We start from the raw sequence: 14,227 nt of genomic DNA, 5'->3' as shown, positions 1-14,227 counted from the left end.
TCCGCAGCGCCGCCTTCACCGTGCTCAGGCGGTGGTGAAGCGCAGCGCGCCGTCTTCGGCGGTCACGCGGATGACGCTGCCGGGGACAAACTTGCCCGCCAGCAGATCCTGGGCCAGCGGGTTTTCGATCCGGCTCTGGATCGCCCGCTTGAGCGGCCGGGCACCGAATACCGGGTCAAACCCGACCACCGCCAGCTGGGCCATGGCGTCATCGCTGACGTCAAGGCCCAGGTCGTGCTCGGCCAGCCGCGCGCGCAGGCGCTCAAGCTGAATGCCGGCAATGGCCTGAATCTGCTCTTGCCCCAGCGCGTGGAAGACCACGACTTCGTCGATACGGTTAATCAGTTCCGGGCGGAAGTGGCTGCCCACCACCTCCATCACCGCGCTGCGCATGGCGTCGTAGTCGCCGCCGCCCGCATCGCTCTGGTCGCCGCCCATGCGCTGGATGATGTCCGAACCAAGATTCGAGGTCATTACGATCACGGTGTTGCGAAAGTCCACCGTGCGGCCCTGGCCGTCGGTGAGGCGGCCGTCCTCCAGCACCTGGAGCAGGATGTTGAACACGTCCGGGTGGGCCTTTTCCACCTCGTCGAGCAGCAGCACCGAATAGGGCTTGCGGCGCACGGCCTCGGTGAGGTAGCCGCCCTCCTCGTAGCCTACGTAGCCCGGGGGCGCACCGATCAGCCGGGCCACGGAGTGCTTCTCCATAAACTCGGACATGTCCACCCGCACCATGGCTTCTTCGGTGTCGAAGAGGAAGTGCGCAAGCGACTTGCAAAGCTCGGTCTTGCCCACCCCGGTGGGGCCAAGGAACAGAAACGAACCGTTGGGCCGATGCGGGTCGGCAAGCCCCGCCCGGGAGCGGCGCACGGCGTTGGACACCGCCTGCACCGCCTCGGCCTGACCGATCACCCGCTCGTGCAGGGCGTCTTCCATGCGCAAAAGCCGGTCGCGCTCGCCTTCAAGCATCTTGGCCACGGGGATACCCGTCCAGCGCGACACCACCTCGGCGATTTCCTCCTCGGTGACGTTGGAGCGCAAGAGCTGGTGGGTGGAGGTATCAGCCTCTTCACTCTCGCTGCTTTCGGCGATCTTTTTCTCAAGCGCGGGGATGGTGCCGTACTGGATCTCCGACATCCGCCCGAGATCGCCCTGGCGCCGGGCCTGCTCCATGTCCAGCCGGGCCTGCTCAAGCTCGGCCTTGAACTGCGCCGCGCCCTGGATGCTGGCCTTTTCCGCCTTCCAGATTTCGTCGAGGTCGGCGTACTCGCGCTCCAGCTCGTGAATTTCCTCGTTGAGCGCGTCGAGGCGCTTCTGCGAGGCGGCGTCGGTTTCCTTCTTCAGCGCTTCGCGCTCCATCTTGAGCTGGATCAGCCGGCGGTCGAGGCGGTCCATCTCTTCGGGCTTGGAATCCAGCTCCATGCGGATGCGCGAGGCCGCCTCGTCGACCAGGTCGATGGCCTTGTCGGGCAGCTTGCGGTCGGTGATGTAGCGGGTGGAGAGCTTGGCCGCGGCGATGATCGCCGAGTCGGTAATGTCCACGCCGTGGTGGACCTCGTAGCGCTCCTTGAGGCCGCGCAGAATCGCCACGGTGTCTTCCTCGTTGGGCTCGTCGACCAGCACCTTCTGGAAGCGGCGCTCGAGCGCGGCGTCCTTTTCGATGTTCTGGCGGTACTCATCGAGAGTGGTGGCGCCCACGCAGTGGAGCTCGCCCCGGGCCAGCGCCGGCTTGAGCATGTTGCCGGCGTCCATCGAGCCTTCCGCCTTGCCCGCGCCCACCATGGTGTGCAGCTCGTCGATGAAGAGGATGATGCGCCCCTCTTCCTCGGACAGCTCCTTGAGCACGGCCTTCAGGCGCTCCTCGAACTCGCCGCGGAACTTGGCCCCGGCCAGCAGCGACCCCAGGTCCAGCGACAGCACGCGCTTGTCCTTCAGCCCTTCGGGCACTTCGCCGTTGACGATGCGGCTGGCCAGCCCCTCAACGATGGCGGTCTTGCCAACGCCGGGGTCGCCGATCAGCACCGGGTTGTTCTTGGTGCGCCGCTGGAGCACCTGGATGGTGCGGCGAATCTCGTCGTCGCGGCCGATGACCGGGTCGAGCTTGCCGTCGAGCGCCCGCTGGGTCAGGTCCTGGGTGTACTTGTCCAGCGCCTCCCGGGACTCCTCGGCGTTGGGGTCGGTGACGTTTTCGCCGCCGCGCACGCCGTCAATGGCGGTCTCCAACGCCCGGCGGGCAAGGCCCGCCTGCTTGAGCGCGCGGCCGGTCTCGCCGCCGGCTTCAAGCGCGGCGAGCAGCACAAGCTCCGAGGCGATAAACTGGTCGCCGCGCTTCTGGGCCTCGCGGTCGGTGAGGTTGAAAAGCTTGATCAGCTCCTTGGACGGCTGCACGTCGCCGTCGAACTGGCCCACTTTGGGCAGGTCGTCCAGCTGGTCGGTCAGGGTATCGCGCAGGGTTGAAGCGCTGCCCCCGGCTTTTTCCACCAGGGACTTCATCCCGGTATCGGCGTTGTCCAGCAGCGTGAGCAGCAGGTGAACCGGGGCAATCTGGTTGTGGCTCTGCCCAACGGCCAGCGACTGGGCATCGGCAATGGCGTTTTGCAGCCTGGCAGTAAACTTGTCGAATCGCATCTGTGCCATCCTCTTCTTAAAGCATTGTCCGCCGGGAAAACGCCGTCACGCGGCACCTTGCGGCGGTATCGGTATGCTTGACTAGATGGCGGCTGTGGGCGGGCGTTTCAAGAGGACGGCGCTAGCTTAGCCAGATGACGCTGGCCATGCGTCCGGTCTGGCCGTTGTCCCGGCGGTAGGAGTAAAAACGCGATTCGCTGGCGGTGCAAAAATGCCCGCCGCTGACTTCGTCGATGCCCAGCCGCTCAAGGCGCAGCCGGGCCAGCCGGTAAAGGTCGGCCATGTAATGGCCCAGCCGGTAGGGGCTCAGGTCGAAGGCGTCTTCGGCCTCGGGGTGGACGGCGACGAAGGCCTCGAATACCTCGGGGCCGACCTCGAACTGGGCGTTGGAAATGGCCGGTCCCAGCCAGACGATAACGTCCTCCGCCCGGGTATTGAGCGCGGCGACCGTTGCCTCGAGCACGCCGCCGGCAAGCCCGCGCCAGCCGGCGTGAGCCACGGCCACCCGGGTGCCGGCGCGGTTGCAGAAAAACACCGGCAGGCAGTCGGCGGTGAGCACCACGCAGGCGTAGTCGGCGCTGTCGGCCACGGCGGCGTCGGCCTCGGGGATCTCGCTTTGCAGGGCGGTGCGCCGCGGGTAGTGCTGCTGCACCCGGGCGCCGTGGGTCTGGTTGAGCCACAGAAACGGCCGTTCGTCGCCGGTTTCCCTGGCCAAAAGGCGCCGGCACAGGGCCACGTGGTCGGCGTTATCGCCGACGTGAGTGGCGACGTTGAAGGCGGCAAAGGCGCCCTGGCTGGGGCCGGTCTCCCGGGTGGTGGCAAAGGCGTGCACGTTGGCCGGCGCCGGCCAGTCGGGGGTAATCAGGGTTGGCGTCAAATCCGGCGCGTCGCTCATCTCGTGCCCTCCCGGCTCATCGCATCGTCTCGTGGTCTTCGCGCAGGTAGTCGAGCAGCATCAGCAGGTCATCCGGCAGCGGTGCGCGGAAGGTCACCTCCTGGCCGCTTTCGGGGTGCACAAAGCCCAGCCGGCGGGCGTGCAGCGCCTGGCGGGGGAACTCGCGCAGGATCTCCTTGAGCGTATCCGACGCCCCCGGCGGCAGCTTGGGCCGGCCGCCGTACAGCGCATCGCCGATCAGCGGGTAGCGGGCGTGGGCCATATGCACCCGTATCTGGTGGGTGCGCCCGGTTTCCAGGGTACAGCGCACGTGGGTGTGGGCGCGAAAGCGCTCGACCACGCGAAAGTGCGTCACCGCCGGCTTGCCCGAGGCGTTCACCGCCTGACGTTTGCGGTCCTTGGGGTGGCGACCGATGGGCGCGTCCACGGTGCCCCCGGCGACCGGCGTGCCGATCGCCACGGCGTCGTACTGGCGGGAGACCGTGCGCGCCTGGAGCTGCTCGACCAGCGACGTTTGCGCGGCCAGCGTCTTGGCCACCATCAAAAGCCCCGAGGTGTCCTTGTCCAGGCGGTGGACGATGCCCGCCCGGGGCACTTCGGCCACGGGCGAATGATGGTGCAAAAGCGCGTTTAACAGCGTGCCGTCGGGGTTGCCGGCGGCGGGATGGACCACCATGCCCGCGGGCTTGTTGACGATCAGCAGGTGGTCGTCTTCAAACACCACGTCAAGGGGGATGTCCTGGGCGACGAAGCGCTGCTCCTCTTCCAGAGTGGCGCTAAGCGTCAGGGTTTCATCGCCGATGAGCTTGGCTTTGGGCTTGGCCCGGGCGCCGTCCACGGTCAGCTCGCCGCGGTTGATCCAGGCTTTCAAGCGCTCGCGCGAATAGTCGCTGAACAGCTCGGCCGCCGCCTGGTCCAAGCGGGCACCGGCAAGGCCGGTCGGCACGCGCGCGGTGGCGTCAACGGTGCGGGTCATAAGAATTCCTTGCCCCCGAGCACGCCGGCGATGCCTGCGTTTTGCCTCGAGGTGTTTTATAGTGTATCAACTGCGTCCATTCTACCACGGCCATCGCCGCATTTCGGTGATCACGGCTTGATTGTCACGAGGAACTTCATGCGCGCTTTTTCCGCAGCGACCCGGCTTGGCGCCGTCGCGCTCAGCCTTACGCTACTCGCCGGCTGTGCCAGTAACGCTACCGACTCTTCCGTTGACGAGGGGAAATACGCCAACACCGGTGAACGCGAACTCTACGAGCTTGCCCGGGACGCGCTCGACCGCAGCCTCTACACCACCGCCATCGAGCGGCTGGAAGCGCTGGATTCGCGCTATCCGTTTGGCAAACACGCCGAGCAGGCCCAGCTGGAGCTGATCTACGCCTACTACGAAAACAGCAAGTGGGAAGAAGCCCGCGCCGCGGCGAGCCGCTTCGTGCGCCTGCACCCTGACCACCCCCAGGCCGACTACGCCTACTACCTGCGCGGCCTGGCGGCCTGGCAGGCCGGGCGCTTCAGCCTCGAGCGGATGCGCGTGGTCGATATTTCCAAGCGCGACCTCGGCGCCACCCGGGACGCCTACAACGACTTTCGCGACCTGCTTACCCGCTATCCGCAAAGCGACTACGCCCCGGACGCCCGCCAGCGCGTGGTCTACCTGCGCGACCTGCTGGCCCGCCACGAGCTGCACGTCGCCGACTACTATCTGCGCCGGGGCGCCTTTGTCGCGGCGGTGAAGCGCGGCCGCTGGGTGCTGGAAAACTATCCCGAGTCCAGCGCCGGCGCCGACGCCCTGGCCACCATGGTGGAAGGCTACCAGGGGCTGGGCATGGACGATCGCGCCCGGGAGGTGCTCAAGGTACTCAAGGACAACGCCCCGGACCACAAGCAGCTGAAAAACGGCGCGTTCAAGCCCAAGCATTGATAACTTATCGTGGGAGCACAACTTATTGCGCGAACGCTGTGTCAAGGCAGCCTCTTCGCGGACTGAAGTCCGCTCCCACTTCCTGGCGGAATACTTGCCCCGCCGGATCTAGTCGCCGGGCTGCCAGCCGTTGACCAAGGGGTAGCGCCGGTCGCGGCCAAAGCCCCGGGGCGTCACGCGCACGCCCACCGGCGCCTGGCGGCGCTTGTATTCGCAGCGGTCCACCAGCTTGACCACCTGATAGACGTCGTCGCGCTCAAAGCCCAGAGCGATAATCGCCTCGGCGCTCATGTCGCCTTCGATGTAGCGCTCAAGAATAGCGTCGAGCACGTCGTAGCCGGGCAGCGAGTCGCTGTCCTGCTGGTCCGGCGCCAGCTCCGCCGACGGCGGACGCTCGATGACCCGCTCGGGGATCGCCGGCGACTCGGTGTTGCGCCAGCGCGCCAGGCGGTAAACCCAGGTCTTGTAGACGTCCTTGATGGCGTTGTAGCCGCCCACCATGTCGCCGTAAAGCGTGGTGTAGCCCACGGCGATTTCGCTCTTGTTGCCGCTTGCCAGCACCATCAGGCCCTTCTTGTTGGAAATCGCCATGAGCAGCACGCCGCGGCAGCGCGCCTGCAGGTTTTCTTCGGTGGTATCGCGCTCGGTGCCCTCAAACACCCCGGCAAGCGAGGTCATGAAGGATTCCACCATAGGCTCGATGGGCATGACGTCGTAGTGCACGCCGAGCATATCGGCCTGCCGGGCGGCGTCCTCCCGGGAGATATCGGCGGTGTAGTGGTAGGGCATCATCACCGCCTGCACCCGCTGCGGGCCCAGCGCATCCACGGCGATGGCCAGTGACAGCGCCGAATCGATGCCGCCGGAAAGCCCCAGCACCACGCCGTCAAACCCGCTCTTGTTGACGTAGTCACGCAGGCCGGTCACCAGCGCGCAGTAAAGGCTCTCTTCGGGCTCGACGTCGGGCTCGACCTCGCCGGACATCACCGTCCAGGCGCTGGCGCTTTGCTGGCGCAGCGCCACCGGCATCAGCCCCGGCTGCCAGTAAGGCGCCAGCACGGCAAGCTCGCCTTCGCCGTCCAAACAGCAGGAGCCGCCGTCGAACACCAGCTCGTCCTGGCCGCCAATGGCGTTGACGTACACCAGCGGGCACTGCGCCTGGGCCGCGCGGGCTTCCATCAGGCGCAGGCGCTCGGCGGGCTTTTGCTGGTGGTAGGGCGAGGCGTTCAGCGTCACGATCACGTCGGCGCCGGCGTCGCGCACGGCCTCCAGCGGCGCCTCGTCCCACAGGTCCTCGCAGATTAAAAGGCCAAGCGACACGCCCCGGTGCTCGTGAACCAGAGGCTTCTCGCCAGGCGTGAAATAGCGCTGCTCGTCGAACACCTGATAGTTGGGCAGCACCTGCTTGGCGTACTCGGCCTCCCACTGGCCGTTGTACAGCACGCCGGCGAGGTTATAGCGCTTGCCTTCGCGCACGCCGGGGTAGCCGATGATCACCATCACATCCGGGGAGACCTTTTCCGCCATGACGGCCCGAGCCTCGCGCAGGCGCGCCTCCATGGAGGGGCGAAGCAGCAGGTCCTCGGGCGGATAGCCGGACAGAAACAGCTCCGGGAAGACCACGATATCCGCCCCATGCTCGATGCGCGCCTCGCGCACGGCTTCAACGGCCCGGGCGGCGTTACCCGGAATGTCTCCCACCAGGGGGTCGAACTGCGCCATCACCAGCGTCAAATCTTGCATGGGCGTTGAAATCTCTTGAAAATCTGAAGTCGGGAGAACCGGAAGGCCGAGCGCAAGCAGCGCCAACGGCGGCACCGGCTCAGGCGTTCACCGCTGTTTTTACACGGCGTCTTGTGGCATTGTCCCGCAAGCACTGCCGGCTGGCAAAGGCCAGGCGCGCACGACTCTCGGGAGACACTAAGGATGAACCTCTTGATCATTCGGCTGATTCTTTTTGGCGTCATATTTTTCGCCGGCCTGAAGCTTTACGGCATCTACCGCGAATGGAAACTCGAACGCGAGGCGCGCCTTGAGCGCGAAAACCGCCACGAAGGCGGGAAGATGGTGCGCTGCCGCTGGTGCGACGTCCACGTGCCGGAAAACGAAGCCCTGCGCGAACGCGCCGAATGGTTCTGCTGCCCCGCCCACCGCGATCGCTTCCTCGCCGAGCAGGACAAGCCCTCGCCCTGAACGCCCGCTGCGCCTGTGCCTTGAGTCTTGTGCCCTCCACAGCCTGCCTCAGCCGCCCGCCGGCGCCGGGCGATGTCCTACCGCCCTTATCCGCTTTGTCTTACGCCCGCCCGACCTTGCGCTCCTAGCATGACCCCATGGCCCGAGATTCGGGCCACGGCAAACGGGGAGGTGCGCCATGGCAGCGAGCGCTCAGCGGGGGACGATGCTACTCGAGCTGCTGGTAGTGCTGGCACTGGTCGTGCTGCTGGCAAGCGTGGGCTATCCGCAAATGCGCGGCCTGGCAGAGCGCAGCGCCCAGCGGGCGGCGCTAGGCCAGCTGCAGAGCGCGCTGGCGCTGGCCCGGCATACGGCCATCACCCGCAGCGAGCGCGTGTTTGTCTGCCCCCGGGCCGGCAGCCGCAACGCCTGCGGTCTTGACTGGGGCCGCACCCTGCTGGTCGTCACCGGCGACACCCGCGCGCCGCTGCCGGCGGAGCGCATTGTGCGCGTGTTTCCCAAGGTGGAAGCCCGGATTACCTACAACCGCGGCTGGCGGCGCGTGCGCTTCAGCCCGCTGGGCCACAGCAGCGGGCACAACGGCACCTTTACCCTGTGCCCCGCGGGCAATGTAGCTTCCGGCGGCCACAACACCCTGGTACTCAGCCAGCTCGGGCGCACCAGCGTGAGTCACACCCCCGGCGTCTGCGCTGCCTCCTAGCCGGGCCCAAGCGGCGCCTTAAGCCAGGCCGTCCAGGTAGCGCTCGGCGTCGAGTGCCGCCATGCAGCCGCTGCCCGCGGAGGTGATGGCCTGGCGGTAGACGTGGTCCATGACGTCGCCCGAGGCGAACACCCCGGGCACGCTGGTCGCGGTGGCGTTGCCGTTAAGCCCCGAGGTCACCTCGATGTAGCCGCCGTTCATCTTCAGCTGGCCTTGGAACATGTCGGTGTTGGGGCTATGGCCAATGGCGATGAACACGCCCGGGACGTCCAGCTCCTTGGCGCTGTCGTCCCGGGTGGATTTGAGCCGCGCGCCGGTAACGCCGGTGTTGTCGCCCAACACCTCGTCCAGGGTGTAGTTCCACTCCAGCACCACCTTGCCTTCTTCAGCTTTCTCAAACAGCTTGTCCTGGAGGATTTTCTCCGCCCGCAGCGAGTCGCGACGGTGTACCAGGGTGACTTTCGAGGCAATGTTGGTCAGGTACAGCGCTTCTTCCACGGCGGTATTGCCGCCGCCCACCACGATGACTTCCTTGTTGCGGTAGAAAAACCCGTCGCAGGTAGCACAGGCCGAGACCCCCTGGCCCATGAACTGTTGCTCGGAGGGCAGGCCCAGGTAGCGGGCGCTGGCGCCGGTGGCGATGATCAGCGCATCGCAGGTGTAAACGCCGTTGTCACCGGTCAGGGTGAAGGGCCGCTCGCCCAGGCTTACCTCATTGATGTGATCGAACAGCACCTCGGTATCAAAACGCTCGGCGTGGGCCTTCATGCGCTCCATCAGCGCCGGGCCCTGCACGCCCTCGGCATCGCCCGGCCAGTTATCCACGTCGGTGGTCGTGGTCAGCTGCCCGCCGGCCTGCATGCCGGTAATCAACAGCGGCTTCAAGTTGGCACGCGCCGCGTACACCGCCGCCGTATAACCGGCCGGGCCGGAGCCGAGAATGATCAAACGTTCGTGCCGCGTTTCCATGAAAACACCTTTCTTCGTCAACAGGGTAATGAGTCCAACAGGGCCATGAGCCAACCGGGCTCGTGAGCCGGCCCGGGCGCTGCGCGCCGGGCCCGTGCAGGGTGCGCCCGGCGCCGCAGATACGCAAGGCCGAGGCCGGTTGGACCTTAGCCATTGGGCGTAGATCCTTGAAACCGCCCTCGCCAGCACCCATCTACTATGGCTAGGATGAGCCATATTAAAGGAAAGCCGCTAAAGAAGAACAACGGCCGCCGCGCCGGACGCCGTGCCCGTGCCAGCCCCATAGCGTAACGGGCAACGCGAGCGCCTGTCGCGCCAGGCCATCCGTGGTCTAGTCAGCAGAGGAGAAAGGCATGAGCCAGATACCCGATACGCGCCAGACACTCGATGTCGGCAGCCAGACGTATCATTACTACAGCCTTCCCAAGGCAGCTGAGGCGCTGGGCAACATCGACCGTCTGCCCAAGACGCTCAAGATTCTACTCGAAAACCAGCTGCGCTTCGCCGACGACGAAAGCGTCGAAGCCGCCGACCTCCAGGCGCTGGTCGACTGGCAGAAAGAGGGCAAGTCCAGCCGCGAGATCGGCTATCGTCCTGCCCGGGTGCTGATGCAGGACTTCACCGGCGTGCCCGGCGTGGTTGACCTGGCCTCCATGCGCAACGCGGTGCAGGCGCTCGGCGACGACCCGGCACGTATCAATCCGCTATCGCCGGTGGATCTGGTCATCGACCACTCGGTGATGGTGGACGAATTCGGCAATGCCCAGGCCTTTACCAACAACGTGGAAATCGAGATGCAGCGCAACCGCGAGCGCTACGAGTTTCTGCGCTGGGGCCAGCACGCCTTTGACAATTTCCGCGTGGTGCCGCCGGGCACCGGTATCTGCCACCAGGTCAACCTTGAGTACCTGGGCAAGACCGTCTGGTCCAAGGAAGTCGACGGCAAAACCTACGCCTTCCCCGACACTCTGGTGGGTACCGACTCCCACACCACCATGATCAACGGCCTGGGCATTCTTGGCTGGGGCGTGGGCGGCATCGAAGCCGAAGCCGCGATGCTCGGCCAGCCGGTGTCCATGCTGATTCCCGAAGTCGTCGGCTTCAAGCTCGACGGCAAGCTGCGCGAAGGCATCACCGCCACGGACCTGGTGCTGACCGTGACCCAGATGCTGCGCGACAAGGGCGTGGTGGGCAAGTTCGTCGAGTTCTACGGCGACGGCCTGAAAGACCTGCCCCTGGCCGACCGCGCCACCATTGCCAACATGTCGCCGGAATTCGGCGCCACCTGCGGCTTCTTCCCGGTGGACGAAGAAACCCTGCGCTACCTGCGCCTGACCGGCCGCGACGACGAGCAGATTGAGCTGGTCGAAGCCTACAGCAAGGCCCAGGGCCTGTGGCGCGAGCCCGGCGCCGAGCCGGTCTTCAGCGACACCCTGGCGCTGGACATGGGCGACGTAGAAGCCAGCCTGGCCGGCCCCAAGCGCCCCCAGGACCGGGTGGCACTGGGCGACATGAAGAAAACCTTCGAGCGGATCCTCGAAGACGAGAAGAAAACCAAGGAGACCACGCCCGGGGTCAAACGCACCGCGTCCGAAGAGAAAGGTCGCCTGTTTTCCGAAGGCGGACAAACCGCCGTGGGCGTCGAGCGCAGCTACGAGGAGCCCGAAAGCCAGCCGGTGAACTACCGCGGCCAGGAGTTCAAGCTCAACCCGGGTGCCGTGGTCATCGCCGCGATCACCTCGTGCACCAACACCTCCAACCCCAGCGTGATGATGGCCGCCGGGCTTCTGGCGCGCAACGCCCGGGAAAAGGGCCTGGCAACCCAGCCCTGGGTGAAGACCTCGCTGGCCCCCGGTTCCAAAGTGGTCACCGACTACCTCGCCGCCGCCGGACTCAACGACGACCTGGACGCCCTGGGCTTCCACCTGGTGGGCTACGGCTGCACCACCTGTATCGGTAACTCCGGCCCGCTGCCCGACGCAATCGAGAAGGCCGTCGACGACGGCGATCTGACCGTCGCTTCGGTGCTCTCGGGCAACCGCAACTTCGAAGGCCGCATCCATCCCCAGATCAAGACCAACTGGCTGGCCTCGCCGCCCCTGGTGGTGGCATACGCGCTGGCTGGCAACGTGCAGGTCGACCTCAGCACAGAGCCGCTGGGCCAGGACAGCGACGGCAACCCGGTCTACCTCAAGGACATCTGGCCGTCCCAGGCCGAGATCGCCAAGGCCGTAGAGCAGGTCAACACCGAAATGTTCCACAAGGAATACTCGGCGGTGTTCGAAGGCGACGAGACCTGGAAGGCCATCGACGTGCCCCAAAGCCAGGTCTACGAATGGCCCGATTCCACCTACATTCAGCACCCGCCCTTCTTTGACGGCATGAAGCGCGAGCCCGACACCGTCGAAGACGTGAAAAACGCTCGGGTGCTGGCGATGCTCGGCGATTCGGTCACCACCGACCACATCTCGCCGGCCGGTGCCATCAAGCCCGACAGCCCGGCAGGGCGCTACCTGCAGGATTACGGCATCAAGCCGGTGGACTTCAACTCCTACGGCTCCCGGCGCGGCAACCACGAAGTGATGATGCGCGGCACCTTCGCCAACGTGCGTATTCAAAACGAAATGCTCGACGGCGTGGTTGGCGGCCAAACTCGCCACGTGCCCAGCGGCGAGCAGATGGCGATTTACGACGCCGCCATGAAGTACCAGGAGGAGGATACCCCACTGGTGGTCATCGCCGGCAAGGAATACGGCACCGGCTCCTCCCGGGACTGGGCGGCCAAGGGCACGCGCCTGCTGGGCGTGCGCGCCGTACTCGCCGAGTCCTACGAGCGTATCCACCGCTCCAACCTGATCGGCATGGGCGTGGTACCGCTGCAGTTCCCCGAGGGGCAGGACCGCAAGGCGCTGGGCCTGACCGGCGACGAAGAGGTCTCCATCGAGGGGCTCTCCGACCTGACCCCGGGCGGCAACGTCAAGGTCACCATCAAGACCGCCGACGGCAAAGAGCACAAGCTCGACGCCAAATGCCGCATCGACACCGACAACGAGCTTGCGTACTACCGCCACGGCGGCATCCTGCACTACGTGCTGCGCAAGATGATCGGCGCGGCGTAAGCGTATCGCTGCCACGGCTTGAATGCCGTCATGCAAAAGCCCCCGTTAGCTTGGCTGGCGGGGGCTTTTTTTTGCTTCATCGCAGACTGGCGCGCCGCCTCAAAGCGCCGAGCGCTTATACGGCGCTACGGCGGTAGGTGCGATACTCGGGCTCCCAGCAGTTGTGCTGAATGGCCTCGCGCAGCCGGTTGCCGTCGGTTTTCAGCGCCACGCCGTCGTGCTGGGCCTGGGCGGCCACCTCGAAGGCAATGGCCATGCTGATCTCGCGGATGCGCGACAGCGGCGGCAAAAGTGCCCCTTTGCCCTCCTTGACCAGCGGCGCTTCCCGGGCAAGCGCTCTGGATGCGCTCATGAGCATCTCGTCGGTGACCTTGGAGGCGTTGGCCGAGACCACGCCAAGGCCGATGCCGGGGAAAATATAGGCGTTGTTGCACTGGGCGATGGGAATGCTGCGGCCGTTGTGCACGATCGGTTCAAAGGGGCTTCCGGTAGCGACCAGGGCAGCGCCGTTGGTCCACTCAAGGATATCTTCGGGCACCGCCTCCGCCTGGGAGGTGGGGTTGGACAGCGGGAAAATCACCGGGTTCTCGCAGTGCTCATGCATGGTGCGAACCACGCGCTCGGTGAAGATGCCCTTCTGCCCGCACACGCCGATCAGCACGGTCGGCTTGACCTGGGCGACGGTCTCGTCGAGCCCCTGACCCTGCCATTCGGCGGCCACCGAAGGGTCATGAGCCAGCCGGCGCTGGAAGTCCCGATGCCAGTCCTGGTCGGTGGTCATCAGCCCGTCGCGGTCGACCATGTAAACCCGCTCCCGGGCCTTTTCTTCGCTCATCCCCTGGGTCTGCATGGCGACGATCACCTGCTCGGCGATGCCGCAGCCGGCGGAGCCGCCGCCGACAAACACCACGCGCTGGTCGGCAAGCGTCTCCTGGCGCGCCTGGCAGGCGGCCATCAGCGTGCCGACTACCACAGAAGCGGTGCCCTGAACGTCGTCGTTGAAGCAGCACAGCTCGTCGCGGTAGCGCTCCAACAGCGGCACGGCGTTGGCCTGGGCAAAGTCCTCGAACTGGACCAGCGCGTCGGGCCAGCGACGCTTCACCCCGGCGATGAATTCGTCCATGAAGGCGTCGTACTCTTCCTGGCTCACGCGCTTGTGGCGCCAGCCCATGTACATGGGGTCGTCGAGCAGTGCCTGGTTGTTGGTGCCCACGTCGATCGTGATCGGCATCGTATAGGCCGGGCTGATGCCGCCGCAGGCGGTATAGAGGGCGAGCTTGCCGATGGGAATGCCCATGCCGCCGATGCCCTGGTCGCCAAGCCCCAGGATGCGCTCGCCGTCGGTCACCACAATGACCTTGATCTTTTCCTTGGTCGCGCTGCGCAGGATGTCGTCCATGTACTCGCGGTCGGGGTAGTTGATGAAAAGCCCCCGGTGGTTGCGGTAGATGTTGGAAAACTCCTGGCACGCCTTGCCCACCGTCGGGGTGTAGATGATCGGCAGCATTTCTTCCAGGTGTTCCGTCACCAGGCGGAAGTACAGCGTCTCGTTGTCGTCCTGAATGGCGCGCAGGTAGATGTGGCGCTCCAGGTCGCTGTTGCACTGCTGGTACTGGCGATAGGCGCGCTCCACCTGATCCTCGATGGTCTCCCGGTCCTGGGGCAAAAGTCCGATGAGGTTAAAGGCCACGCGCTCTTCCCCGGAAAACGCACTGCCCTTGTTCAGCAGCGGCATTTCCAGCAGGGACGGACCGGCGTAGGAGATATATAATGGGCGCTTGCTCATGGTCATGGCTACTCTCTAC

10 protein-coding genes are annotated in these 14,227 nt (G+C 65.8%); 4 read left to right on the top strand and 6 right to left on the bottom strand.

The window, feature by feature from the left end; all coding sequences use genetic code 11:
• Nucleotides 1-24: 24 nt before the first annotated feature.
• From clpB to rluD, 3 genes are all read right to left on the bottom strand, one after another.
• A complete protein-coding gene (clpB, locus tag ACZ46Y_RS02145) occupies nt 25-2,628 on the bottom strand; it encodes an ATP-dependent chaperone ClpB (protein ID WP_311956449.1) in 2,604 nt (867 codons plus the stop codon).
• A gap of 121 nt (nt 2,629-2,749) precedes the next feature.
• Nucleotides 2,750-3,523, bottom strand: coding sequence for a peptidoglycan editing factor PgeF (gene pgeF / locus ACZ46Y_RS02140; RefSeq protein WP_311956450.1), 774 nt, complete (start codon nt 3,521-3,523; stop codon nt 2,750-2,752).
• Nucleotides 3,524-3,539: 16 nt separating this feature from the next.
• The gene (gene rluD, locus ACZ46Y_RS02135) at nt 3,540-4,499 is read right to left on the bottom strand and encodes a 23S rRNA pseudouridine(1911/1915/1917) synthase RluD (RefSeq protein WP_311956451.1); all 960 of its coding nucleotides are present in this window, start codon (nt 4,497-4,499) and stop codon (nt 3,540-3,542) included.
• Between the two features lie 138 nt (nt 4,500-4,637).
• Between rluD and ACZ46Y_RS02130 the strand changes: the two genes are divergently transcribed.
• Complete coding sequence (locus ACZ46Y_RS02130; RefSeq protein ID WP_311956452.1) at nt 4,638-5,441, top strand: outer membrane protein assembly factor BamD; 804 nt, start codon at nt 4,638-4,640, stop codon at nt 5,439-5,441.
• Between the two features lie 108 nt (nt 5,442-5,549).
• Here ACZ46Y_RS02130 and ACZ46Y_RS02125 read toward each other — a convergent pair whose 3' ends face one another.
• On the bottom strand, nt 5,550-7,184 hold the full coding sequence (locus tag ACZ46Y_RS02125) for an NAD+ synthase (protein ID WP_311956453.1): 1,635 nt from the start codon (nt 7,182-7,184) through the stop codon (nt 5,550-5,552).
• A gap of 183 nt (nt 7,185-7,367) precedes the next feature.
• On the opposite strand from ACZ46Y_RS02125, the gene ACZ46Y_RS02120 reads away from it, so the two are divergent.
• Together ACZ46Y_RS02120 and ACZ46Y_RS02115 are read left to right on the top strand one after the other, a co-directional pair.
• On the top strand, nt 7,368-7,634 hold the full coding sequence (locus ACZ46Y_RS02120; RefSeq protein WP_311956454.1) for a PP0621 family protein: 267 nt from the start codon (nt 7,368-7,370) through the stop codon (nt 7,632-7,634).
• Between the two features lie 178 nt (nt 7,635-7,812).
• Nucleotides 7,813-8,334, top strand: coding sequence for a GspH/FimT family protein (locus tag ACZ46Y_RS02115; RefSeq protein WP_311956455.1), 522 nt, complete (start codon nt 7,813-7,815; stop codon nt 8,332-8,334).
• Nucleotides 8,335-8,352: 18 nt separating this feature from the next.
• Here the strand turns inward: ACZ46Y_RS02115 and trxB are convergent, their stop codons facing one another.
• A complete protein-coding gene (gene trxB, locus ACZ46Y_RS02110; protein WP_311956456.1) occupies nt 8,353-9,303 on the bottom strand; it encodes a thioredoxin-disulfide reductase in 951 nt (316 codons plus the stop codon).
• 353 nt (nt 9,304-9,656) lie between these two features.
• On the opposite strand from trxB, the gene acnA reads away from it, so the two are divergent.
• A complete protein-coding gene (gene acnA, locus ACZ46Y_RS02105) occupies nt 9,657-12,422 on the top strand; it encodes an aconitate hydratase AcnA (protein ID WP_311956457.1) in 2,766 nt (921 codons plus the stop codon).
• 115 nt (nt 12,423-12,537) lie between these two features.
• Here the strand turns inward: acnA and ACZ46Y_RS02100 are convergent, their stop codons facing one another.
• Entirely contained in the window at nt 12,538-14,214 is a 1,677-nt protein-coding gene (locus ACZ46Y_RS02100; protein WP_311956458.1) for an NAD-dependent malic enzyme, read from the bottom strand.
• Nucleotides 14,215-14,227 lie beyond the last annotated feature (13 nt).

The organism is Halomonas garicola (assembly GCF_055382465.1).
Note: the sequence above shows the minus strand (reverse complement) of the source record. Positions and strands in the feature narration are given on the sequence as shown.